This is a genomic window from Streptomyces paradoxus, assembly GCF_014202475.1.
Classification (GTDB): Bacteria; Actinomycetota; Actinomycetes; order Streptomycetales; family Streptomycetaceae; genus Streptomyces; species Streptomyces paradoxus.
Genome location: NZ_JACHGV010000009.1, coordinates 224,746 through 248,711, shown reverse-complemented (window position 1 = coordinate 248,711; position 23,966 = coordinate 224,746). Strand labels below are relative to the sequence as shown.

The following is a 23,966-nucleotide window of genomic DNA, read 5'->3' as shown; positions in this document are numbered from 1 at the left end:
GGCCCGCGTCCCTTCCGAACGGAAGGGACGCGGGCCTCTCGGCGTACGGCGGCGCGGGACCTCAGTCCTCGCCCAGGTACGCCTTGCGTACCGACTCGTCGTGGAGCAGGTCCTGCCCGGTGCCGGAGAGGACGACGTTGCCGACCTCCATGACGTGGCCCTGGTCCGCCAGGGACAGCGCGGCCTGGGCGTTCTGTTCGACGAGCAGGATCGTCGTGCCCTGGGACTTCAGCTCCGAGATCGTCGCCATGATCTTCTGCATCATGATCGGGGAGAGGCCCATGGAGGGCTCGTCGAGCATGAGGAGCTTGGGCTGGGACATCAGGGCGCGGCCCATGGCGAGCATCTGCTGTTCGCCGCCCGACAGGGTTCCCGCCGCCTGCTTGCGGCGTTCCCCGAGGATGGGGAAGAGGTCGTAGGCGCGCTGGATGTCCTTCTCGATGCCTTCCTTGTCCTTGCGGAGGAACGCTCCGAGCTGGAGGTTCTCCGCGATGGTGAGGCGCGGGAAGATGTGCCGGCCTTCGGGGGAGTGGGCCAGGCCCAGGGAGACGATCTTGTGGGCGGGGACCCCGTTCAGGGGCTTGCCGTCGAAGAGGATCTTCCCGGACGTCGGCTTCAGCAGGCCCGACAGCGTGCGCAGGGTGGTCGTCTTGCCGGCGCCGTTGGTGCCGATGAGGGTGACGACCTGGCCGGCTTCGACGCTGAAGGAGATGCCCTTGACGGCTTCGATCTTGCCGTAGGAGACCCGGAGGTCCTCGACTTCGAGGAGTGCGGTCACTTGGCTTCTCCCTTGGTGCTGCTGGTGGTGCTGGGCGCTTCCGCGGCGGCTTCGGCGGCCTCGACCTCGGCGGCTTCGGCCTCGCCGGGGTCGCCTTCGAACGGTTCTCCGAGGTACGCGGCGATGACACGCTCGTCGGCCTGGACGACGTCGGAGGTGCCCTCGACGAGCTTCTCGCCCTGGACGAGGACGGCGACGCGGTCGGAGAGGTTGAAGACGAAGCGCATGTCGTGCTCGATGAGCAGGACGGCGATGCCCTTGTCGCGGATGGCGAAGACGAGTTCCTCGGTGGCCCGCGTCTCCTGGGGGTTCATGCCGGCGGTGGGCTCGTCGAGGAGGAGCAGGCCGGGCTCGGAGGCCATGGCGCGTGCGATCTCGAGCTTGCGCTGTTCGCCGTAGGGGAGGTTGCGTGCCAGGTGGTCGCGCTTGTGGGCGAGACCGATGAACTCGAGGAGTTCCATGGCGCGTTCTTCGCTGTGGCGTTCGGCCTTCTTGAAGCCGGGGCCGCGCAGGAGGGCGGACCAGAGGCCTTCCTTGGTGCGGGTATGGCGTCCGACGAGGACGTTTTCCAGGACCGTCATGTTGGCGAACAGGCGGATGTTCTGGAAGGTGCGGGCGATGCCGGCCTGGGTGACCAGGTGGGGCTTGGGCGGGAGCACGGTGCCCTTGTAGGAGACGGTGCCCTCGGTGGGGACGTAGAGGCCGGTCAGGCAGTTGAAGAAGGTGGTCTTGCCGGCGCCGTTGGGGCCGATGAGTCCGACGATCTCGCCTGAGTTGACCGTGAAGTCGACGGAGCGTACGGCGGTGAGGCCGCCGAAGCGCATCGTGACGCCGCGTGCTTCGAGTACAGGTGTGGGCTGTGTGGTGGTCATCGTGGTTACGCCCCCGCCTTGGTGACGGCCGGTTCGTCGGTCAGCGTGGTTTGTTTGGGTACGTCGAGTTGGCCGGTCTCGTGGAATTCGAGCTGGCGCCGGCGGTTGGCGATGATGCCTTCGGGGCGGAAGCGCATCAGGAGGATGAGCGCGACGCCGAAGGCGAGGAGCGACTTCTCCTGGAGGAAGACGAGCTTCTCCGGGAGGAGGTAGAGCAGGGCCGCGCCGAGGAGGGGCCCTGCGACCGTGCCCATGCCGCCGAGGACGACCGCGGCCAGGAGGAACGCGGAGTTGGGCGGGGTGGAGCCGGCGAACTGGTAGGGCGTGGGGACGACGCTGTAGGTGACGTGGGCGCTGACGGTGCCGGCGAGGCCGGCGAGGGCGGCGCCGAGGGCGAAGGCGACGAGCTTGACGCGGAAGCCGTTGATGCCCATGGCGGTGGCGGCGGTCTCGTCTTCGCGGATGGCGATCCAGGAGCGGCCGATGCGGGAGTCCGCTGCACGCGTGTAGACCAGGACCACGATGGCCATGATGAGGACCATCAGCAGGTAGTAGTTGGCGAACCGGCCGAGGGTGAAGCCGCCGATGTCGTGCGACTGCCCGAAGTTGAAGCCGAGGAGCTTCAGGTCGGGGATGGAGGGGATGCCGTTGGGGCCGTTGGTGACGTCGGGTCCGGACTGGCCGTCCATGTTGTTGACGGCGATGCGGAAGATCTCTCCGAAGCCGAGGGTGACGATGGCGAGGTAGTCGCCGCGCAGCCGCAGGGTCGGGGCGCCGATGAGGACGCCGAAGACGAGGGAGGCGGCGGCGCCGGCCAGGGCGGAGGCCCAGAAGGGCAGGTGGACGCCGGAGATGGTGGAGAACTCGGAGCCGGAGACGAGGGCGGCGGTGTAGGCGCCGACGCCGAGGAAGGCGACGTATCCGAGGTCGAGGAGTCCGGCGAGGCCGACGACGATGTTGAGGCCGAGGGCCACGGTCCCGAAGATCAGGATGTTGACGCCGATGTTGGCGTAGTGGTCGTCGGTCTGGGTGAAGGGGAAGGCGATGGCCGCGGCGAAGCCCATGGCGAGGGTGAAGCTGCGGTTGGCGGCGACGAGTGCGGAGAAGCGGTCGAGGAGGCCTGCGGTGTGCAGGGCCCAGACCGCGAAGGTGACGACGAAGAGGTAGCCGACGAAGAGTTCGCCGTACTCGGTGTCGATGCCGTAGGTGAAGACGCCGAGGCCGATGATGGTGACCACGGTGATGACGGCCCGCTGGATCCAGGGCGCGGTGGCCTGGGGGGCGGGGATGCGCTCGGGCTTGGCGAGGTAGGCCTTGACGGCTTCCTTGGTGCCGTCGGTGCCGGTGCGCTCCTGGGGGAGGGCGAAGGCGCCGATGACGGGCAGCAGGGAGGCGATGGCCGCGATCCAGCCGCCGGGTTCGAGGTTGACGACGCCGCCGAGTTTGGTGCTGATGGCGATGACGGTGAACCAGGTGACGGCGAAGCCGCCGAGGGCGGTGAGGGCGAGCGGTGCGTTGTTGCGGGCGGGCAGCAGCCAGCCGAGTCCGGGGACGCCGTAGGAGGCGAGGGCGAACAGGGCGGTGAGGATGCCGGCGGTGAAGGTCAGCCACTGCAGGCCACCGGGGTAGCCGTTGATGGTGAGGTCGCCCGGGAATTCGGCGGTCCAGGTCCAGGCGAGGAACGCGGAGGCGGCGGTGGCGATGCCGCCGGCGAGCAGGAGGCCGCGGGCGGCCGCGGGGGGCAGCGGGATGAGACCGCGCAGTGCGGGCGTCGGGGTGGGGGCGGCGTCCGGCGTCGGGGTCTTGGTCGTCTCGGTCATGTGATCACGCCCTGTCCGCGACGCGCTCGCCGAGCAGGCCCTGTGGCCTGAAGAGGAGCACGAGGATGAGGAGGCAGAAGGCCCAGACGTTCGCCCAGCTCTGGCCGCCGAGCTGGCTCATGCCGGGGATCTCGTCGATGTAGGCCGAGGCGAGGGTTTCGGCGACGCCGAGGACGACACCGCCGAGCATGGCGCCGTAGATGTTGCCGATGCCGCCGAGGACGGCCGCGGTGAAGGCCTTGAGGCCCATCAGGAAGCCCATGCGGTAGTCGACGTTGCCGTACTTGAGTCCGTAGGCGACGGCGGCGACGGCGGCGAAGAAGCCGCCGATGGCGAAGGCGATGACGATGATGCGGTTGGTGTCGATGCCCATGAGCTGTGCGGTGTCGGGGTCCTGCGCGGTGGCCTGCATGGCGCGGCCGGTGCGGCTGCGGCGCACGAAGAAGGCGAGGGCGGCCATGCAGAGGACGGCGGCGAGGATGAGGAAGATGTCGGCGTCCTTGATGGTGACGGAGCCGATGTCGTGGGTGGCGTCGAGGCCGGGGAAGGCGCGGGCGCGGTCGGCGCCGGGGTAGAAGTTGCGCACGACCTCCTGGAGGGCCAGGGAGAGGCCGATGGCGGTGATGAGCGGTGCCAGGCGTGGTGCTCCGCGCAGTGGTCGGTAGGCGAACCGTTCCGCTCCGACGGCTATGAGGATGGCGACGATGGCTCCGCCGAGGAGCATGAGGGGTACGGCGAGGGCCATCGAGGTGCCGTCGGGGAGGATGTAGAAGTAGACCGTGAGGGCGCCGAAGGCCCCGGTCATGAAGATCTCGCCGTGCGCGAAGTTGATGAGCTGGACGATGCCGTACACCATCGTGTAGCCGATGGCGATCAGCCCGTACATCGAGCCTAGAAGCAGCCCGTTGGCCAGCTGCTGCGGCAGGGTGTTCACCGCATGGCCTCCATGTCGCTGGTGGTCGTGTGCACTGGATGCGTGCGTGGTCGCGTGCTGTGTGGGGGTGTGAAAACGGGCCGCGCGGTCGGGGTCCTCCTTCCGCGCGGCCCGTGGTGAGGCTTGCTGGGGGCCGGTACTCCTACTGCAGGTCGGCGGTGCCGGTCTCGACGGCCTTCCAGGCGCCCTTCTCGACCTGGTAGACGGTCAGCTGCTTGTTGGTGGTGTCGCCGTACTGGTCGAAGGCGATCTTGCCGGTGAGGCCTTCGAAGTCGGACTTCTGGACACCGTCGACGACCTTGGAGCGCAGGTCGTTGATGTCGGTGGGCACCTTGCCGCCGTTGGCGTCGGCCGCGGCCTTGACGGCCTTGATGATGGCGGTGGTGGCGTCGTAGGCGTAGGCGCCGTACGCGCCGTAGTCGCCCTTGTAACCCTTGTCCTTGTACGTCTGGATGAACGTCTTGGCGGCCGGCAGGGTGTCGGCGGGGACGCCGATGGCGGTGGCGAGGTCGCCCTCGGAGGACTTGCCGGCGGCCTCGATGTAGGTGGTGGCGAACATGCCGTCGCCGCCGAACAGCGGGATCTTGACGCCGGCGTCCTTGAGCTGCTTGGTGATCAGCGCGGACTCGTCGTACTGGCCGCCGTAGTAGAGCAGGTCGGCACCGGAGTTCTTGATCTTGGTGACGAGGGAGCCGAAGTCCTTGTCGCCGGTGTTGACGTGGTCGGTGCCGACGACCTTGCCGCCGAGCTTCTTGTACTGCTCGTTGAAGATCTTCGCGAGGCCGGCGCCGTAGGTCTGCTTGTCGTCGACGACGAAGGCCTTCTTCTTCTTGAGGCCGTTGTACGCGTAGCCGGCCGCGAAGCTGCCCTGCAGCTCGTCGGTGGTGGCGGTGCGGAAGTACGTCTTGAACGGGCGCTTCTTGTCCGTCTGCCAGTTCTTGCCCTGGGTCAGCTCGGGGGCCGTGTTCGCGGGGGAGATCTGGACCATGTTGGCCGAGGCGAACACCTGCTGCATCGTCTGGGCGACGCCGGAGTTCAGCGGGCCGACGGCGCCGACGGCCGTCTTGTCGCCGACGATGTTGGTGGCGTTGGTCTGGCCGGTGGCGGGCTGCGCCTTGTCGTCCAGGGCCTTGAGCTTGAACTTCACGCCCGGGACCCAGTTGTTCTTGTTGGCGTCGTCGATGGCGATCTGGGCGCCGTACTGGATGCCGAGGCCGGTGGTGGAGTTCTCACCGGAGAGGGGGGCGTCGACGCCGATGGTCAGCGTGGTGCCGCTCCCGTTGTCTCCGCCCTTGTCACCGCTGTCGTCTCGGGAGCCGCAGGCGGTGAGAGTCAGAGCTCCGGTCGTGAGAACGGAGGTAAGAATCACCATGGAACGCTGTCGCACAATCAGTCCTTTCACAGGCAGGCCCCGCCCTGGTCGGGGGGTGAGTGCCGCGCTGGTACCGAACTCCCGATGGAGGCGGTGACTGGCCGTGACTCTAAGCCCGGGGTAAGGGCAGGGTCAGCGGCGCGGGCTCGCTTGTGACTTTCTTGTTATGACGTGGTGGATGCCCGGTCTCGGCGGCGGGCCCTCTCGACGGGTTTGGTGGATTTTCGCCGAGGTCCGCATTCTGAGAACCCGCACTTCCGGTTGGCCATGGCTGAGATCGTGCGGTAGTGGGGCCGCATGCGGCCGGGAAGAGATCGGAAAGGCTCCGGACCGTGGGTGCGGGCGGCGATGAATCTGTGGCGTTGTATTGCGTGCGCGTTACGGAGCGTTACGCCGAGAAAAGAGCGGTCGGCGGCCCCGGGGGAGTGCCGGGAATCGGAATCGGTGGTTTCCGGGTGGTGCCGCGGGGTGTGCGGCCGGTGCGGGCGGTGATCCCGGCGGGGGCGTGTCCGGCGGTCTTCAGCGGTCGCGGCGAACCGGAACGTGCCCGTGTTCTCAGGGTAGTTGGGGGGCCGGCGAGGCCGGGCGGTGGCGGCCGGCGACGTGGGCGGGGCGTGGGATGAGGGCCTGTGCCGCGGCCCCGGGCGGGGGCCCGCGCGCCAACTCTGTTGCACGGCAGCCGGGTTGGGCGGTTCGGTGAGGCCGGCGCCCCGCCGCTCCCGCGGGTCGCGGGATACGGCGGGGCCTTCGGCCGTGCCGTGCGGCCGGTGGTGCGGATCCCGGCGTCACGGATGACGGCGTATGGATGACGGCGTCATGGATGACGCCGTCACGGATCACCGGCTCACGGCGTCACGGGTCACGGCAGCTTCACGAACGGCGAGAGGAAGGCGCGGGCGCCGGGGGTGTCCAGGCGGTACGTCACGTTGGTCGCGTAGCAGGGGGTGTCGCCGGTGATGGTGGTGGCGGCGAGGATGCTCTTGCCGCCGATGGTCGCGAAGTTGGGGCCGCCCGAGTCGCCGTAGCAGGCGCCTCCGTTGCCCTGCGGCGCGGTCATCGCGAGCCGGGCCCAGGAGGCGTTGAGGGCGTCGAAGGTGACGGGTGCCTTCATCCGGACGCCGCCGCCGGGATGGGTCTGGCCGCCGGGGCCGTTGACGGCCTCCTGGGTGCCGTATCCGGCGACGAGCCAGTCGGTGGCTTTCAGGCCCTGCGGACCGAGCTTGCCGAGCTGGCCGGCGGTGGGCAGGGTGGCCGGGGTGAAGCTCCAGCGGGCTTTGACCTCGGCGGCGGGCAGCTGGATCACCGCGATGTCGTGGGTGTCGGAGGCGGGCCCGGGGTAGGCGGGGTGGCTGTGGGCGGTGCCCCGGACGGCGACGGCCGCGGCCTGTGCGGCAGGGTCGCCCGGGTACTTCTTCGCCGCCGCGTCGAGCCCGGACTGCACGTCCTGGTCGAGGGAGACGTAGAAGCGCACGTTGTCGGGCCAGTCCGAGGTGCAGTGCGCGGCGGTCAGGAAGGTGTCCGCGTCGATCATGGTGCCGGAGCAGACCCAGTCGGCCCGGTCGGGGGTGGCGGGGTCGCCGTCGTCGTCCCAGGTGGCCACGAGCGCGCCGACCTCGGTGCGTTCGGGGGCGGGCGCGGCGTTGTAGGAGTTGATGGCGGAGGACGGCAGCGCGGTGGCGAGCACGGTGGCGCAGGCCGCCGCCGTGACGGCAAGGACGCGTACGGAGGTCAAGAGAAACCCTTCTGCGGGTGGGACGGGTCTTCTCCTGTGGGGGGAGCGCCAGTGAAATGCCCGAGGGGCGGTCGCGACAAGAGCGCGCCCGCCCCTCCAGGGTTTTCCCTGTGTCCGGATCAGCCCGCGGAGCGGATGAGCTCCTCGTCGCCCGGCCGCACGTCGCGCAGCATGCAGGTCAGCCGGGCGGTGCAGACCCGCTTGCCGTTCTCGTCTGTGATCACGATCTCGTACGTGGCCGTCGAGCGCCCCCGGTGCACGGGCGTGGCCACGCCGGTGACCAGCCCGGAGCGCACCCCGCGGTGGTGGGTGCAGTTCAGGTCGACGCCGACGGCGATCTTGGAGCTGCCGCCGTGCAGCATCGATCCGATCGAGCCGAGCGTCTCGGCCAGCACCGCGGAGGCCCCGCCGTGCAGCAGTCCGTAGGGCTGGGTGTTGCCCTCCACCGGCATCGTCCCGACGACCCGGTCCGCCGACGCCTCGGAGATCTGGACGCCCATCCGGTTGCCGAGGTGGCCCGCGGAGAACAGGGCCAGGAGGTCCACGCCGAGCGCGGCGTACTCGTCGATGACCTCTTGCGGGAACTTCACATGCTGCTGCTCACCCATCGGGCCCGGCTCCGTTCGTCCTCGTCACTCGGCTGCTGTGGCACTGAGCAAACGCTCAGTCGGTCGCCGATTGTTCCAGACGCACCACGACGGACTTACTGGCCGGGGTGTTGCTGGTGTCCGCGGTGGCGTCCAGCGGCACCAGCACGTTGGTCTCCGGGTAGTACGCGGCGGCGCAGCCCCGGGCCGTGGGGTAGTGCACGACACGGAAACCGGGGGCCCGGCGCTCCACGCCGTCCTTCCACTCGCTCACCAGGTCCACGTACGACCCGTCCGCCACCTTCAGGTCCCGGGCGTCCTCCGGGTTGACCAGCACCACCCGGCGGCCGTTGCGGATGCCCCGGTAGCGGTCGTCGAGGCCGTAGATCGTGGTGTTGTACTGGTCGTGCGAGCGCAGCGTCTGCAGCAGCAGGCGGCCCTCCGGCAGCCGCGGGTACTCCACGGGCGCGGCCGTGAAGTTGGCCTTGCCGGTCGCGGTGGGGAAGCGGCGCTCGTCGCGCGGGGCGTGGGGGAGCGCGAAGCCGCCGGGGCGCGCCACGCGCGCGTTGAAGTCCTCGAAGCCCGGGATCACGCGCGCGATGCGGTCCCGGATCGTCGCGTAGTCCTTCTCGAACTCCTCCCACGGCGTACGGCTGTTCTCGCCCAGCACCCGGCGGGCCAGGCGGCTGACGATGGCCGGCTCCGACAGCAGGTGCCGGCTCGCGGGCTCCAGGCGGCCCCGGGAGGCGTGCACCATGCCCATCGAGTCCTCGACCGTCACGAACTGCTCGCCGCTGCCCTGCAGATCGCGCTCGGTACGCCCGAGCGTCGGGAGGATCAGGGCTCGCGCGCCCGTGACCGCGTGCGAGCGGTTCAGCTTCGTCGACACGTGCACGGTCAGCCGGGCCCGGCGCATGGCCGCCTCGGTGACGTCCGTGTCCGGCGACGCCGAGACGAAATTGCCGCCCATCGCGAAGAACACCTTCGCCTCGCCGTCGCGCAGCGCGCGGATCGCCCGTACGACGTCGTAGCCGTGCTCGCGCGGGGGCGCGAAGCCGAACTCCTTCTCCAGCGCCTCCAGGAACGCCGGGGCGGGCCGCTCGAAGATGCCCATCGTGCGGTCGCCCTGCACGTTCGAATGCCCGCGCACCGGGCACACACCCGCACCCGGGCGGCCGATGTTGCCGCGCAGCAGGAGGAAGTTGACGACCTCCCGGATCGTGGGGACCGAGTGCTTGTGCTGCGTGAGGCCCATCGCCCAGCACACGATGGTGCGCTTCGAGGCCAGGACCATCCGCAGGGCCTTGTCGATGTCCTCCTGGGCCAGACCGGTCGCCGTGAGCGTCTCGTCCCGGTCGGCGGCGCGGGCGGCCTCGGCGAACTCCTCGTAGCCGTGCGTGTGCTCGCGCACGAACGCCTCGTCGACCGCGCCGTCCGTCTCCAGGATCAGCTTGTTCAGCAGGCGGAACAGGGCCTGGTCGCCGCCGATGCGGATCTGCAGGAACAGGTCGGTGAGTGCGGCGCCCCTGACCATGCCCTGTGGGGTCTGCGGGTTCTTGAAGCGCTCCAGGCCCGCCTCGGGCAGCGGGTTGACGCTGATGATCCTCGCGCCGTTGTCCTTGGCCTTCTCCAGTGCGGACAGCATGCGCGGGTGGTTCGTCCCCGGGTTCTGCCCGGCGACGATGATCAGGTCGGCCTGGTACAGGTCTTCCAGCAGGACGCTGCCCTTGCCGATGCCGATCGTCTCCGACAGGGCCGAGCCGGACGACTCGTGGCACATGTTCGAGCAGTCGGGGAGGTTGTTCGTGCCGAACTCGCGCGCGAACAGCTGGTAGAGGAAGGCGGCCTCGTTGCTGGTGCGGCCGGAGGTGTAGAAGACGGCCTCGTCCGGGGAGGCGAGCGCGGCGATCTCCTCACCGATGATGTCGAAGGCGCGCTCCCAGGTGACCGGCTCGTAGTGCGTACCCCCCTCGGGGAGGTACATGGGGTGAGTGAGGCGGCCCTGCTGGCCCAGCCAGTAACCGCTGCGGCCGGCCAGGTCGGCGACCGGGTGCGCTGCGAAGAACTCGGGCGTGACCCGGCGCAGGGTGGCTTCCTCGGCCACGGCCTTCGCGCCGTTCTCGCAGAACTCTGCCTTGTGCCGGTGCTCCGGCTCCGGCCAGGCGCAGCCGGGGCAGTCGAAGCCGTCCTTCTGGTTCACGCTCAGCAGCGTCAGCGCGGTGCGCTTCACGCCCATCTGCTGCTGGGCGATCCGCAGCGTGTGCCCGATCGCCGGGAGCCCGGCGGCCGCGCGCTTCGGCTCGGCGACCTGCGGCGCGTCCTGAACCGGATCGCTCTTGGGCGGCTTCGACGCCATCGCACACTCCCCTTCGACCGCGCTGTGAGGTACATCTCCGATCCTCGCACGCGGTGGTGACAGCGACGGCGGGCGGGCCGGGGGGTGAGGCCGGGACGGGGGAGGGGGCGGTGCCCCCGGCCGGACGCGCCCGGCTCCGGCACCGGCGGGGCGCTCCGGCACGGGCCGGGCGGGGCCGACTGTCAGTGGGGCGTGGCAGGATCGGGGGCGTGGCAGAGACAGCATCGAAGACGACCGACCAGACCTCCGGCGGCAGCCGGCCGCGACTGATGCTCATGGACGGGCACTCGCTGGCCTACCGCGCGTTCTTCGCGCTGCCCGCGGAGAACTTCACCACCGCGACGGGCCAGCCGACGAACGCGATCTACGGCTTCGCGTCGATGCTGGCCAACACGCTGCGCGACGAGGCGCCCACGCACTTCGCGGTGGCCTTCGACGTCTCCCGCAAGACGTGGCGGTCCCAGGAGTTCACGGAATACAAGGCGAACCGCTCCAAGACCCCCGACGAGTTCAAGGGCCAGGTCGAGCTGATCGGCGAGCTCCTGGACGCGATGGGCGTCGCCCGCTTCGCGGTGGACGGGTTCGAGGCGGACGACGTCATCGCCACGCTCGCCACCCAGGCCGAGGCCGAGGGCTTCGAGGTACTGATCGTCACCGGCGACCGCGACTCCTTCCAGCTGGTCAGCGAGCACACCACGGTGCTGTACCCGACCAAGGGCGTCTCCGAGCTGACCCGCTTCACCCCGGAGAAGGTGTTCGAGAAGTACGCGCTGACGCCCGCGCAGTACCCCGACTTCGCGGCCCTGCGCGGCGACCCCTCCGACAACCTCCCCGGCATCCCCGGCGTCGGCGAGAAGACCGCCGCGAAGTGGATCAACCAGTTCGGCTCGTTCGCCGAGCTCGTCGAGCGCGTCGACGAGGTCAAGGGCAAGGCCGGCCAGAACCTCCGCGACCACCTGGAATCCGTCAAGCTCAACCGCAGGCTCACCGAGCTGGAGCGCCGGGTCGAGCTCCCCAAGGGCGTCACCGATCTGGAGCGCACGGCCTACGACCGCAAGGCCGTCGCGATGATCCTGGACACCCTGGAGATCAGGAACCCCTCGCTGCGCGAGCGGCTCTTCGCCGTCGACCCCGGTGCCGAGGAGGCCGAGACCACCCCGATCAGCACCGAGGGCGTGCAGCTGGACGGCACGGTGCTCTCCACCGGCGAGCTGCCCGCCTGGCTCACCGAGCACGGCACCCAGCCCCTCGGCATCGCCACGGTCGGCACCTGGGCGCTCGGCACCGGCTCGGTCGCCGAGGTCGCCCTCGCCGCGCCCGGCGGCCCCGCCGCCTGGTTCGACCCCTCCCAGCTGGACGAGGCCGACGAGAGGGCCTTCGCGGCCTGGCTCGCCGACGCCACCCGGCCCAAGGTCCTCCACAACGCCAAGGGCGCCATGCGCGTCTTCGCCGAGCACGGCTGGAGCGTCGAGGGCGTCACCATGGACACCGCGCTCGCCGCCTACCTGGTCAAGCCGGGCCGCCGCTCCTTCGACCTGGACGCGCTGTCCCTGGAGTACCTGCACCGCGAGCTGACCCCGGCCGCCGCGGCCGACGGCCAGCTCGCCTTCGGCGCGGACGACGGCGCCGAGGCCGAGGCCCTGATGATCCAGGCCCGGACCGTCCTCGACCTGGGGGAGGCCTTCGAGAGCCGTCTGGAGGAGGTCGGCGCCGCCGACCTGCTGCGCGACATGGAGCTGCCCACGTCCGCGCTGCTCGCCCGCATGGAGCGGCACGGCATCGCGGCCGACCGGCCCCACCTGGAGGCCATGGAGCAGATGTTCGCCGGTGCCGTCCAGCAGGCCGTCAAGGAGGCCCACGCGGCAGCCGGGCACGAGTTCAACCTGGGCTCGCCCAAGCAGCTCCAGGAAGTCCTCTTCGGCGAGCTGGCCCTGCCCAAGACCAAGCGGACCAAGACCGGCTACACCACGGACGCCGACGCCCTGGCCTGGCTCGCCGCCCAGACGGACAACGAGCTGCCGGTGATCATGCTCCGCCACCGCGAGCAGGCCAAGCTCCGCGTGACCGTCGAAGGCCTGATCAAGACGATCGCCGCGGACGGCCGCATCCACACGACGTTCAACCAGACCGTCGCCGCCACCGGCCGCCTGTCCTCAACGGACCCGAACCTCCAGAACATCCCGGTCCGCACCGACGAGGGCCGCGCCATCCGCCGCGGCTTCGTCGTCGGCGAGGGCTTCGAGTCACTGATGACGGCCGACTACAGCCAGATCGAGCTGCGCGTCATGGCGCACCTCTCCGAGGACGAGGGCCTGATCGAGGCGTTCACCTCCGGCGAGGACCTGCACACCACGGCCGCCTCCCAGGTCTTCGCGGTCGAGCCGACCGCGGTCGACGCCGAGATGCGCCGCAAGATCAAGGCCATGTCGTACGGCCTGGCCTACGGGCTCTCGGCCTTCGGCCTGTCCCAGCAGCTGAACATCGAGGCGGCGGAGGCCCGCGCCCTGATGGACGCGTACTTCGAGCGGTTCGGCGGTGTACGGGACTATCTGCGCCGGGCGGTCGACGAGGCCCGCGCCACGGGCTACACGGCCACCCTCTTCGGGCGCCGCCGCTACCTGCCCGACCTCAACAGCGACAACCGCCAGCGCCGCGAGGCCGCCGAGCGGATGGCCCTCAACGCGCCCATCCAGGGCACCGCGGCCGACATCGTCAAGATCGCCATGCTCAAGGTCGACGACGCCCTCAAGGACGCCGGTCTCGCCTCCCGCATGCTCCTCCAGGTCCACGACGAAATCGTCCTGGAGATCGCCCCCGGGGAGCGGGCGGCCGCCGAGGAACTGGTCCGCCGGGAGATGGCGAACGCCGTCCACCTCCGCGTCCCCCTGGGCGTCTCGGTGGGCGCGGGCCCGGACTGGGAGTCGGCGGCGCATTAGCCCGCCGGGTGGAACAGAGCGGTGGCCCGGGTGGGGGGAGTCTCCCGTGGCCCGGGCCCCGTGCCGGCCGGGGTGCCGAGGGCCGGCATGCCCGAGGCGCCGGAGCCCTGCCCGGGCCGGGCCCTGGGGGCCCGCCTCAGCCGGGGCACCGGCCCGCCCTGGTCACCCGCCCCCGCCCCGGCCACCACTGAAACCGTCACTCGCGTGGCCCCCGAGAAGACGCCTGCGCCCATGGTGCTCGCAAAGATGCGGGGCATGGGTATACGCACGCTCCTCAGCCGCAGGGCACCAGGCGCGGCACTGCCGCCGGTCCCGGCGTTCGAGGCCGCCGCGAGTACGGTTCGCGTCCCCGTCACCTTCACCACGGCCCTGCGCCACGCGACGGCGGACCTCCGGCAGCGCTCGGCCACGCGCCGACGGCGGCTGACCGGCTCCGCCGGCACCGGCGCCCTGACCGCCGCCACGGTTCTTCCCGGTGCGGACGGCCCGCCCGCCACCCCCGCGCTCGCCGGCAACGACGCTCCGGCGGCCCTCACCGGCCTCGCCGAAACCGCTGCTCTGCTGGGCCTCACCAGCACCGATGCCCTGTTCGCCCTGACCGGTCCCGCCGACACGGACGCCCTCGCCGCACTCACCGGCCTCACCGGCACCGACGCTCTGGCCGCCCTCGCCGGCGTCATCGGCGTCGACAACACGCTGACCATCGCCGACCTGTCCGCCGTCGCCGGTCACCCACTCACCGGGACCCGGCCCGCCGGCATGTCCGGTACGCCGGGCAAACCCTCCCGCCCCTGGGCCCGGCTGGCCCGCGACTGCCTGGCTCTCGTCCTCACCCTGCTGCCACGTCCCCGCCCCGCGCACACCACCATCACCGTGTACATCACGACGGACAGCACGCTCAGTGAGCGGCCGGGCGGCTCGGCTCCGTCTCGGTGGCCGGGGCAGGACCGGTGGGGAACGGAACCGGACGCCGCGCCCTGACCCCCACGGCGTAGAGCAGCAGCGCCGGGACGAGTCCCGCGCCCGCGCCGAAACACACCGTCGGAATGATCTCCCACGGCTTCGCGGCCGAGCCCCAGTAAGCCCACCACCGCCACGCCCGCTGCACGGCCCCCACCAGCGCGAAGCCGCCGATCAGGGCGGCGGCCGCCCACCGGTCCCGTACCGCGAGGAGCGGGACCCCCACCGGCTCGCCCACGGGCACCCGCCGCAGGGCTCGCGCCACGAACACGGCGATCACGACCGCGGCCACCGCCGAACCGCCGTACTGCAGGTACCAGTACAGCGGCGAGCCCGCCACCTCCCGGCCCAGCGCCGGAAACAACCGCATGCCCCACCGGTCGAGATGCGTGAACGCGTCCCACACCACATGGGTCAGCGCACCGAGCACCGCGGACAGGTACCACCGCGCCACCAGCGACGGCCGCACCCGCTCGCGCGGCGCCCCGCACCGCAGCAGGGCCGCCACTTGTCCCTGCCGGGCCCGCGGCAGCAACGCGACGAGCGGCTCGCGCACCAGCAGCCACAGCCCCACCAGCGCCCAGGCGATGAGGACATCGACCGTGAAGACACCCGGGAGGGCGTGCGTGACGTCGCCGAACTGCATCGCCCCGGACAGCACACTCGCCGCGTAGTAGGTCATGTCGGGTGCGAAGGAACCCGCCACGAGCACGGCGGGCACCAGCGGGCCCCGGCCGGTGCCGTCGGTGCGGACGGCGGGCAGCACGGCTGCCGCATGGCTCAGCGTGAACGGCAACTCGGCTCCCCGTGACGGTCGTTGCACCAGGCCGGTACGCCCGGCGGTCAGTGGCCCAGTATGCGGGATGCCGCTCCGTCGACGGCGTTCCCATGAGCACATGACCAACTGGTGAAAAACGGTCACGAACGGGTGCCCGAGCAAAGGAAGTTGTCGTAGGGTCGCCAGAGTCGCCGCGCGGGGAGCGCGTCGATGACGTGAACGCGGTTAAGAGCAGAGCACGCAAGAGAACAGAGTTGTGGCCGTCCAAGGGCAACCCCTCGGGCGGTTGGATCGTCACAACAGGGCGAACACTGCAGACGTAGACCGGGCGCTCGGGCGTCCACGGGAGGGGTTCACTCTATGGCGGCGCAATTCGGCAGGAGGCTGCGCAAGGGAGCGGCGACCACCGCCGTGGCCGCGGTCGCGGTCGCGGCCCTGTCCGCCTCCCAGGCTCCGGGTGTGAACGACCACGGCAGACAGACCGCTGCCGACGCCACGCCCTCACCCGAAGCGAGTGCCTCCGACGGCAGCGCCACCGGCAACTCGCCGTACTACACGGATCTGCCTCCGCTCAAGAGTCCCAACCCGTCACCGTCCACGGGCCCCGGCCCGGGCGGCACCGGCGCCACGGAAGCCGGCATCCCCGCGACCGTCCTCGACGCCTACAAGAAGGCCGAGTCCGCGCTGCGCGAGAAGAAGCCCGGCTGCAACCTGCCCTGGCAACTCCTCGCCGCCATCGGCCGGGTGGAGTCGGGACAGGCCCGCGGAGGCCGGGTCGACGCCGAGGGCACCACCCTCAAGCCGATCCTGGGCCCCCAGCTCGACGGCAACGGCTTCGCCCTCATCAAGGACACCGACGATGGCGCGTACGACGGCGACAGCACGTACGACTCGGCCGTCGGCCCCATGCAGTTCATCCCCTCCACCTGGGCCTGGGCCGGCCGCGACGGCAACGCCGACGGCAAGAAGGACCCCAACAACATCTACGACGCCGCGCTCGCCGCCGGCCACTACCTCTGCCGCAACAACTGGGACCTGTCCGACCAGGACGACCTCGACCGGGCGATCCTCAGCTACAACCAGTCGCGGGAGTACCTGAACCTCGTCATGAGGTGGCTGGAGTACTACCGCAAGGGCACGCACGAGGTCCCGGACGGCACCGGCACGCTGCCCGGCAACCGCAGCGACGACGGCGCGGGCGCGAGCCCCACGCCCACCACGCCGGGCACCACCGCTCCCGGCAGCCCGACACCCGGTCCCGAGCGCTCCAAGCCCGGCAATCCCGGCAAGCCCGGCGGCGGTACGACGACCCCGAAGCCGCCCACGACCCCGCCCGGCCCGCCGTCCACGCCGCCGCCCACGACGCCCCCCACTCCCACCGACACGGTGGACCACCTGGAGGACGCCGGAACGGCGAAGCTCACCGCCATGGCCGGCGACACGTTCGGCAAGCGGATCAGCACCCGCGCCGAGACGGAGGCCGGCAAGGCCGTCGCCAAGGTCAGGGTCCGCTTCACGATCGTCGGGGACACGGACACCACCTTCACCGGCGGTGAGAGCGTGGCCACGGTCGCCACCAACAGCTCCGGCGTCGCCGTGGCACCCGCCCTGCAGGCAGGGGAGAAGACCGGAGCGGTCACCGTCCGCGCCACCGTCGTGGGCCGTACCGTCCCGGGCCTCGACTACAAGGCCACCGTCACCGAGCGCGCCGCGGACGCCCTCGCCCGCACCGGCGACACCGCGCTGACCTGCGCCCCCGGCGGCGAGTTCGCCAACCAGGTCGAGGTGAAGGCCACCTACCAGGGCGCCGTCGCCGACGGTGTCGCGGCCACCGCCACGCTGATCACGTCGGCGGACAACCCGACCGCCAACGGCAAGGGCCCCTACTTCAAGGACGCCGACGGCAAGACCGTCCGCACCCTCACGGGCCTGAAGACGGACGCGAAGGGCCTGCTGAAGCTGCCGAAGCTGTACGCGGACGACACGACCGGCACGTTCCTGCTGCGCATCACCACGGCCGGCGGAGCGACGCTCACCGTCGAACTGACCGTGGCGGCGGCCGAGACGTCCTCGCCGAGCCCGTCGGCCAGTCCGAGCGCATAGCTCTCAGGTACGACACACGACGCCCCTCTTATACGGAGGGGCGTCGTTGTGTGTGCAACGTGTTCTCATCTCCGCCGCGCGTTGCTACGGTGCCGAGAAACCTGACGGAGTATCAGTTCTCGTTCCGTCACGACCCTTCACGACCCGTGGGGAGGCTCCGTATGCGCGCCCTCATCGCCGCCGCCACCGGTCTCGCCGTCGCGTTCGCGGTGGTCCTGACGCTGACCGCCCTCGGCTCGCCCTCGGGCGGGACGTCCCCGAAGCCGCTGCTGACGACCGTGCCCGCACACCCCTGACCGCCCGCCCGGGAGGGAGGCCGAGATGCGCCGCAAGGCCGGCCTGGTCCTGCTCGCCCTCGCCGTGTTCTTCGCGGCCCTGTCCCCGCTGCTGCGCTGGTACGCCTTCCCGCGCCTCGCCAAGGTCCCCGCGAACCAGTACCAGGACATGGTCCTGGAGGCGAAGGACGCCACCCTCCTCGACTACGGCACCATGCGGGCGAAGAAGGTCCCCAAGGTCACCATCGTCCAGACCCTCAAGGGCAACGTGGAGGCCTCCGAGCGGATCGAGGAGTCGGCCGGGCGGGACGTCGTCGTCTGGGACGGCCTGTCCTACGTCGTCGGCCCCGACGGCGAGATGGTCTCCAAGATCCCCGAGCGCTACATCTTCGACGCCCACACCCAGGAACCCGTCCACGCCACCGGCGAAATGGTCGACGGTGACCCGGTGCGCCGCACGGGCATCGAGTTCAAGTGGCCCTTCCTGACGGAGAAACGGGACTACGAGTACTTCGACGCCCAGGCCCGCGTCACCGCGCCCATCACGTACGAGGGCACCCAGGACTTCCGCGGCCTGGAGGTCTACTACTTCGAGCAGACCATCCCCTGGACCAAGGTGAAGATCCCCAAGACCCTGCCCGTCGAGGGCCTCACCCCCGAGGCGGTGGCACAGACCGGCACGACCCGCTGGTACACCACGGTCCGCAAGTTCTGGGTCGAACCCCTCACCGGCGCCCCCGTGTACGGAGAGGAGATCCACCGGGAGGAACTGCGCGGCGGCACTCTCCTCGGCGACCGCGACAAGGTGACCGCGTTCGCCGGCCACGTGAAGATGCGCGAGGACTACATCACGCACACCGTCGACCTGGTGAAGTCCCAGCGCCTGCTCGTCCTGGTGATGACGTCCTACCTGCCCTGGGGCTTCCTGACCCTCGGCGTCCTCCTGCTGGCCCTCGCGCTGTACCTGGAGGCCCGCGGCCGCCGGCTCTCGGGCCCGGCACCCACGGCGGCCGAGGAACCGTCGTCGGTCAGCGCCTGAGCCGCGCGTTGGTGTGCCGGGTCGGCTCGGCACCCGCCGGGTCCTCGGGCCACGGATGCTTCGGATACCGCCCCCGCAGCTCCGCCCGCACGCCCCGGTAGCCGTCCCGCCAGAACGAGGCGAGATCCGCGGTGACGGCGGCCGGGCGCCCGGCCGGGGACAGCAGATGCACGAGCAGCGGCACCCCGGCGACCCGGGGCGACTCCTGGAGCCCGAACATCTCCTGCAGCTTCACCGCCAGCACGGGCTGCTCGGGCCGGGAGTAGTCGATCCGGATCCTCGAACCGCTCGGCACGGTCATCCGCTCCGGGGCCAGCTCGTCGAGCCGCCCCGCCTCTCCGGAGGCCCAGGGCAGCAGCCGGGCCAGCGCCTGCCCGGCGTCGATCCGCGCCAGATCGGCCCGCCGCCGCGCCCGCCCGAACTCAGGCTCCAGCCACTCCTCCACGCGCGCGTGCAGCGCCCCGTCGGACACGTCCGGCCAGGGCGCCCCGACATGGAGCCGCAGGAACGCCAGCCGCTGCCGCAGGGCATCGGCCTCCGCCGACCACCGCAGCAGCCCGAATCCCTCCCGCCTCAGCCCGTCGAGCAGCGCGTCGCGCACGAGCCCGGGCGCGGCGTCCTTCAGCGCCCGCACCGCCAGCTCCACGGCCCCCAGCCGCTCCACCCTCCGGGCGACGACGTCCCCGCCGTCCCACCGGACCTCGTCCCGTTCACCGAGCAGCGACCCTGCGGCACGCCGGGCCACGTCCTCGTCCACGACCGCCCCCGACCGCACACGCGCGTGCCCCTTGCCGACGGGCCGGTCCGCCACGGCGACGGCCACCCACTGCGCCCCGTGCAGCGCACTCCCCGCGCCGACCTCCGCACGCGTCCCGGACACCATGAGATACGACCCGCCCTCGGCCTTGGCGACCCGCTCGGGAAAGGCGAGAGCGGCGACGAGGCCCACTTGCCGATCTTCGGAGAGTTTCCCGAGGCCGTCTGCCCCGGCCTCCGGACGCCCGTCACCGGCAGGGGGGCGGGACATCTCCCCGGCGGAGGCCCGCAGCCGCCGGACCTCACTCCGCCACCGCCCGGAATAGGCGTCACCCCCACGCCGGGCACGACGCAAAGCACCGGCCAGATCATCGCCGTACTCCCGCGGAGCCTCCTCGCTCAACAGCGCCACGACCTCCGCGGCCCTCTCCGCCCCCACGAACGGGACGGAGTCGAGCAGCGCCCGCCCCAGCCGGGGATGCACCCCCACCCGGCTCAGCCGGACTCCCCGCTCCGTGGCCCGCCCGGCGGAGTCCACCGCGCCCACCGCCGCCAGTACGTCCCGCGCCGCCGCCATCGCCCCGCTCGGCGGCCCGTCCAGCAGCGCCAGACCCGACGCATCCGGATCCCCCCAGCACGCCACCTGGAGCGCGAACGCCGTCAGGTCGGCCACCTTGATCTCCGGCGAGGGATACCGCGGCAGACGCGCGTCCTCGGCCTCCGCCCAGCACCGGTACACCGTCCCCGGCGCCTCACGTCCGGCCCGCCCGGCCCGCTGCCGCCCGGAGGCCTGCGACGCCCGCACCGTCGTCAGCGCGCTCAGCCCGCGCGCGTGATCCACCCGCGGCTCGCGCGCCAGCCCAGCGTCCACGACCACGCGCACCCCCGGCACGGTCAGAGACGACTCCGCGACGGAGGTGGCCAGCACGACCCGCCGCCGCTCCCCGGGCGCCAGCACCGCGTCCTGTACGGCCGCCGGCGCCCGCCCGTGCACCTGGAGCACCTCGACATCCCCGAGCCCCCCGAGCTGCCCGGCGACCCGGGCGATCTCGCCCACCCCCGGCAGGAAGCACAGCACGTCCCCCTCGCGCTCGGCCAGGGCCCGCCGCACCACCGACGCCACATGCGCCAGCAGCGCCGGATCGACCCGCATGCCGTGCGGCGGGCGTACGGGCCGCACCGGCGGCGCCCACACGGCCTCCACGGGATACGCCGTGCCCTGCGCCTCCACCACCGGCGCCCCGCCCAGCAGCCGCGCCCACCCCCGCGCGTCGGTCGTCGCCGAGGCGGCCACCAGCCGCAGCTCCGGACGCAGCGTCTGACGCACGTCCCACAGGAAGGCCGCGGCCGTGTCCGCGTCCAGGTGCCGCTCGTGGCACTCGTCGAGCACCACCACGTCGGCAGAGGCCAGCTCCTGGTCCCGCTGCAGCCGCTGGACGAGCACGCCGGTCGTCACGACCTCCACGCGCGTGTGCCGGCCGACGACTCGTTCCCCGCGCACGGTGTAGCCGACGCTCTCGCCGGGCTTCTCACCCAGCAGCCATGCCATCCGCCGTGCCGCGGCCCGGGCGGCGATCCGCCGCGGCTCGGCCACGATCACCCGCCGCCCGGGCCCCTCCCCGAGCAGTCCCGCCAGCGCCAGCGGCACCAGGGTCGTCTTGCCGGTGCCGGGCGGCGCCACGAGGACGGCGGTGCCGTGCCCGTCGAGGGCTTCGCGCAGTGCGGGCAGGGCAGCGCGTACGGGCAGGGAGGCCAGGGCGTCGTCACGGATCACGCCCTCAGTGTCGTACGCCGGGGAAGAGCCCGTAGGTCAGTCCCGCTCGCACACGAAGATCGCCGTGCCGGGGATCAGGTTCCCGCGCAACGGAGACCAGCCGCCCCACTCGGACGTGTTCCAGACGGGCCATTCCGGCTCCACCAGGTCGACCAGCCGGAAGCCCGACGCCACGACGTCCCGGACGCGGTCGCCCAGCGTGCGGTGGTGCTCCACGTAGACCGCCCGGCCCTCGTCGTCCTGCTCGACATAAGGAGTGCGGTCGAAATAGGAAGCCGACACCGACAGGCCCTCCGGCCCCGGCTCGTCCGGGAAGGCCCAGCGGATCGGATGCGTCACCGAGAAGACGAGCCGGCCCCCGGGCCGCAGCACCCGGCGCACCTCCCGCAGGACCTGGCGCGGATCGGCGACGAAGGGCAGCGCCCCGTACGCCGAGCAGGCCAGGTCGAACGAGCCGTCCGCGAAGGGCAGCGCACCGGCGTCGGCGCACACCAGGGGGAAGGAACCGCCGATCCGCAGCGCGTGCTGGAGCTGCCGGTGCGAGATGTCCAGGGCGACCGGCCGCGCGCCCTGGGCGGTCAGCCAGCGCGAGCACTGGGCGGCGCCGGCGCCGATCTCCAGCACGTCGCGGCCCTTCAGCCCCTCCGGCGGGCCGAGCAGTTCGGCCTCCACCTCGTCCAGGCCCTCGGGCCCCCAGACGAAGCGGTCGTCGCCGAGGAACGTGCCGTGCTCGATCTGGTACTCGTCCGCGTTGCGGTCCCACCAGCCACGATTGGCCCGGGAACTTTCCGCGCCATCGGCATCACGCCGGGTGGCCTCGGGTTCGGACGCTTCGGACTCTTGGATGATCGGCTCCCTCGTCGTACTCTTCCGTCCAGCCGGTCCCGGCGGTGGCACAAAGGGGGCGTCGTACGGCCCGCGTGGCCTCGGACGACACGACTTGTGCCGGGAATGCGGCGATCCGCCCCGCGTGGGCGGCTTCGCGCATTGACCCTGCCCGGCTGCCCCCGTATGCTACAAGTTGCGCTGCGGGCCTGCGCACCTCAGACGTAGCAGGCTGCGCTCGCATCTGTATGTATGTCCCCTCGGTTGTCGAGGCGCCACCGTTTCCGCGTGGCGCTTCCTTGGCTGTCCGGCTTCTGCAGAGCGAAACGGGCTCCCGGCGTAGCAGTACCTACGACTTCAATGTCCGTACCGGAGCCCTTTCCCACATGACGAGCAGCACCGAGACCACCGCCACCACCCCGCAGGTAGCGGTCAACGACATCGGTAACGAGGAAGCCTTCCTCGCCGCGATCGACGAGACGATCAAGTACTTCAACGACGGCGACATCGTCGACGGCGTCATCGTGAAGGTCGACCGGGACGAGGTCCTGCTCGACATCGGTTACAAGACCGAAGGCGTGATCCCGAGCCGCGAGCTCTCGATCAAGCACGACGTCGACCCCAACGAGGTCGTCGCCGTCGGTGACGAGATCGAAGCCCTTGTTCTCCAGAAGGAGGACAAGGAAGGCCGCCTGATCCTCTCGAAGAAGCGCGCCCAGTACGAGCGTGCCTGGGGCACCATCGAGAAGATCAAGGAAGAGGACGGGATCGTCACCGGTACCGTCATCGAGGTCGTCAAGGGTGGTCTCATCCTCGACATCGGCCTCCGTGGCTTCCTCCCGGCCTCCCTGGTCGAGATGCGCCGTGTCCGCGACCTCCAGCCCTACGTGGGCAAGGAGCTCGAGGCCAAGATCATCGAGCTGGACAAGAACCGCAACAACGTGGTCCTGTCCCGCCGTGCCTGGCTGGAGCAGACCCAGTCCGAGGTCCGCCAGACGTTCCTCACGACCCTCCAGAAGGGTCAGGTTCGTTCCGGCGTCGTCTCCTCGATCGTCAACTTCGGTGCCTTCGTGGACCTGGGTGGCGTCGACGGTCTGGTCCACGTCTCCGAGCTCTCCTGGAAGCACATCGACCACCCGTCCGAGGTTGTCGAGGTCGGCCAGGAAGTCACCGTCGAGGTCCTCGACGTCGACATGGACCGCGAGCGTGTCTCCCTGTCGCTGAAGGCGACCCAGGAAGACCCGTGGCAGCAGTTCGCCCGCACCCACCAGATCGGCCAGGTCGTGCCCGGCAAGGTCACGAAGCTGGTTCCGTTCGGTGCGTTCGTCCGCGTGGACGAGGGCATCGAGGGTCTGGTCCACATCTCCGAGCTGGCCGAGCGCCACGTGGAGATCCCGGAGCAGGTCGTCCAGGTCAACGACGAGATCTTCGTCAAGGTCATCGACATCGACCTCGAGCGCCGTCGCATCAGCCTCTCGCTGAAGCAGGCCAACGAGTCCTTCGGTGCCGACCCGGCCTCGGTCGAGTTCGACCCGACCCTGTACGGCATGGCCGCGTCCTACGACGACCAGGGCAACTACATCTACCCCGAGGGCTTCGACCCCGAGACCAACGACTGGCTCGAGGGCTACGAGACCCAGCGCGAGGCGTGGGAGACCCAGTACGCCGAGGCGCAGCAGCGCTTCGAGCAGCACCAGGCGCAGGTCATCAAGTCCCGCGAGGCGGACGAGAAGGCCGCTGCCGAGGGTGGCGAGGCCGCCGCTCCGGCCGCGTCCGGTGGCGGTTCGTACTCCTCCGAGGGCCCGGACAACTCCGGCGCGCTGGCTTCGGACGAGGCGCTGGCCGCGCTGCGCGAGAAGCTGGCCGGTGGGCAGAGCTGAACGCCCACTGAGCTGTAGTTCCTGATCAAGGGGCCGTACCTTTCGAGGTGCGGCCCCTTGGTGTTTTCGGGCCGTCGTTCGGCTGCGGGCCGTGGGGGCGTGTCGCGCAGTTCCCCGCGCCCTGAGGGGCGCTGCCCCCACTGTCAAGATCATGAATCTCCTCCTGCGGGAATGCCCACGCCCGTAACG

17 protein-coding genes are annotated in these 23,966 nt (G+C 71.1%); 6 read left to right on the top strand and 11 right to left on the bottom strand.

The features are described from left to right. Positions 1–61 precede the first annotated feature (61 nt). From HNR57_RS28085 to HNR57_RS28050, 8 genes are all read right to left on the bottom strand, one after another. Positions 62–778 carry an ABC transporter ATP-binding protein gene (locus tag HNR57_RS28085; protein WP_184564179.1) on the bottom strand — a complete coding sequence of 239 codons (717 nt, stop codon included), beginning with the start codon at positions 776–778 and terminating at the stop codon, positions 62–64. Beyond that, positions 775–1,650 (bottom strand): ABC transporter ATP-binding protein, encoded by an 876-nt coding sequence (locus HNR57_RS28080; RefSeq protein WP_246555035.1) that lies wholly within the window; start codon positions 1,648–1,650, stop codon positions 775–777. The genes HNR57_RS28085 and HNR57_RS28080 overlap by 4 nt, the downstream gene beginning before the upstream one ends. Positions 1,651–1,655: 5 nt before the next feature. Beyond that, entirely contained in the window at positions 1,656–3,470 is a 1,815-nt protein-coding gene (locus HNR57_RS28075; protein ID WP_184564177.1) for a branched-chain amino acid ABC transporter permease, read from the bottom strand. Between the two features lie 4 nt (positions 3,471–3,474). Next, complete coding sequence (locus HNR57_RS28070; protein WP_184564175.1) at positions 3,475–4,404, bottom strand: branched-chain amino acid ABC transporter permease; 930 nt, start codon at positions 4,402–4,404, stop codon at positions 3,475–3,477. 142 nt (positions 4,405–4,546) lie between these two features. Further along, the gene (locus HNR57_RS28065; RefSeq protein ID WP_184564449.1) at positions 4,547–5,776 is read right to left on the bottom strand and encodes a branched-chain amino acid ABC transporter substrate-binding protein; all 1,230 of its coding nucleotides are present in this window, start codon (positions 5,774–5,776) and stop codon (positions 4,547–4,549) included. An 859-nt stretch (positions 5,777–6,635) separates the two neighbouring features. Then, positions 6,636–7,508, bottom strand: coding sequence for a trypsin-like serine protease (locus tag HNR57_RS28060; protein ID WP_184564173.1), 873 nt, complete (start codon positions 7,506–7,508; stop codon positions 6,636–6,638). A gap of 119 nt (positions 7,509–7,627) precedes the next feature. Continuing rightward, complete coding sequence (locus HNR57_RS28055; RefSeq protein WP_161366572.1) at positions 7,628–8,116, bottom strand: PaaI family thioesterase; 489 nt, start codon at positions 8,114–8,116, stop codon at positions 7,628–7,630. A 55-nt stretch (positions 8,117–8,171) separates the two neighbouring features. Continuing rightward, positions 8,172–10,451 carry an FdhF/YdeP family oxidoreductase gene (locus tag HNR57_RS28050; RefSeq protein ID WP_184564171.1) on the bottom strand — a complete coding sequence of 760 codons (2,280 nt, stop codon included), beginning with the start codon at positions 10,449–10,451 and terminating at the stop codon, positions 8,172–8,174. 209 nt (positions 10,452–10,660) lie between these two features. On the opposite strand from HNR57_RS28050, the gene polA reads away from it, so the two are divergent. Together polA and HNR57_RS28040 are read left to right on the top strand one after the other, a co-directional pair. Further along, entirely contained in the window at positions 10,661–13,387 is a 2,727-nt protein-coding gene (gene polA, locus HNR57_RS28045; protein WP_184564169.1) for a DNA polymerase I, read from the top strand. Positions 13,388–13,642: 255 nt separating this feature from the next. Beyond that, complete coding sequence (locus HNR57_RS28040; RefSeq protein ID WP_184564167.1) at positions 13,643–14,368, top strand: hypothetical protein; 726 nt, start codon at positions 13,643–13,645, stop codon at positions 14,366–14,368. On the opposite strand, the gene HNR57_RS28035 is transcribed toward HNR57_RS28040, so the two are convergent. Then, positions 14,286–15,143, bottom strand: coding sequence for a DUF4184 family protein (locus tag HNR57_RS28035; protein WP_184564165.1), 858 nt, complete (start codon positions 15,141–15,143; stop codon positions 14,286–14,288). The genes HNR57_RS28040 and HNR57_RS28035 overlap by 83 nt on opposite strands. Before the next feature lie 342 nt (positions 15,144–15,485). Here HNR57_RS28035 and HNR57_RS28030 point away from each other — a divergent pair, with 342 nt between their 5' ends. From HNR57_RS28030 to pgfA, 3 genes are all read left to right on the top strand, one after another. Further along, positions 15,486–17,228 carry a lytic transglycosylase domain-containing protein gene (locus tag HNR57_RS28030; RefSeq protein ID WP_184564163.1) on the top strand — a complete coding sequence of 581 codons (1,743 nt, stop codon included), beginning with the start codon at positions 15,486–15,488 and terminating at the stop codon, positions 17,226–17,228. 161 nt (positions 17,229–17,389) lie between these two features. Next, positions 17,390–17,524: an SPW_0924 family protein gene (locus HNR57_RS28025; RefSeq protein ID WP_114251457.1), complete on the top strand. Its 135-nt coding sequence runs from the start codon at positions 17,390–17,392 to the stop codon at positions 17,522–17,524. A gap of 25 nt (positions 17,525–17,549) precedes the next feature. Then, positions 17,550–18,542: a cell envelope lipid trafficking protein PgfA gene (gene pgfA / locus HNR57_RS28020; protein WP_184564161.1), complete on the top strand. Its 993-nt coding sequence runs from the start codon at positions 17,550–17,552 to the stop codon at positions 18,540–18,542. Here pgfA and hrpB read toward each other — a convergent pair. Both hrpB and HNR57_RS28010 read right to left on the bottom strand, forming a co-directional pair. Further along, a complete protein-coding gene (gene hrpB / locus HNR57_RS28015) occupies positions 18,532–21,072 on the bottom strand; it encodes an ATP-dependent helicase HrpB (RefSeq protein WP_184564159.1) in 2,541 nt (846 codons plus the stop codon). The genes pgfA and hrpB overlap by 11 nt on opposite strands. Positions 21,073–21,108: 36 nt before the next feature. After that, a complete protein-coding gene (locus HNR57_RS28010; protein WP_376772296.1) occupies positions 21,109–21,969 on the bottom strand; it encodes a class I SAM-dependent methyltransferase in 861 nt (286 codons plus the stop codon). 314 nt (positions 21,970–22,283) lie between these two features. On the opposite strand from HNR57_RS28010, the gene rpsA reads away from it, so the two are divergent. Continuing rightward, positions 22,284–23,777: a 30S ribosomal protein S1 gene (rpsA, locus tag HNR57_RS28005; RefSeq protein WP_033310631.1), complete on the top strand. Its 1,494-nt coding sequence runs from the start codon at positions 22,284–22,286 to the stop codon at positions 23,775–23,777. Positions 23,778–23,966: the final 189 nt, after the last annotated feature.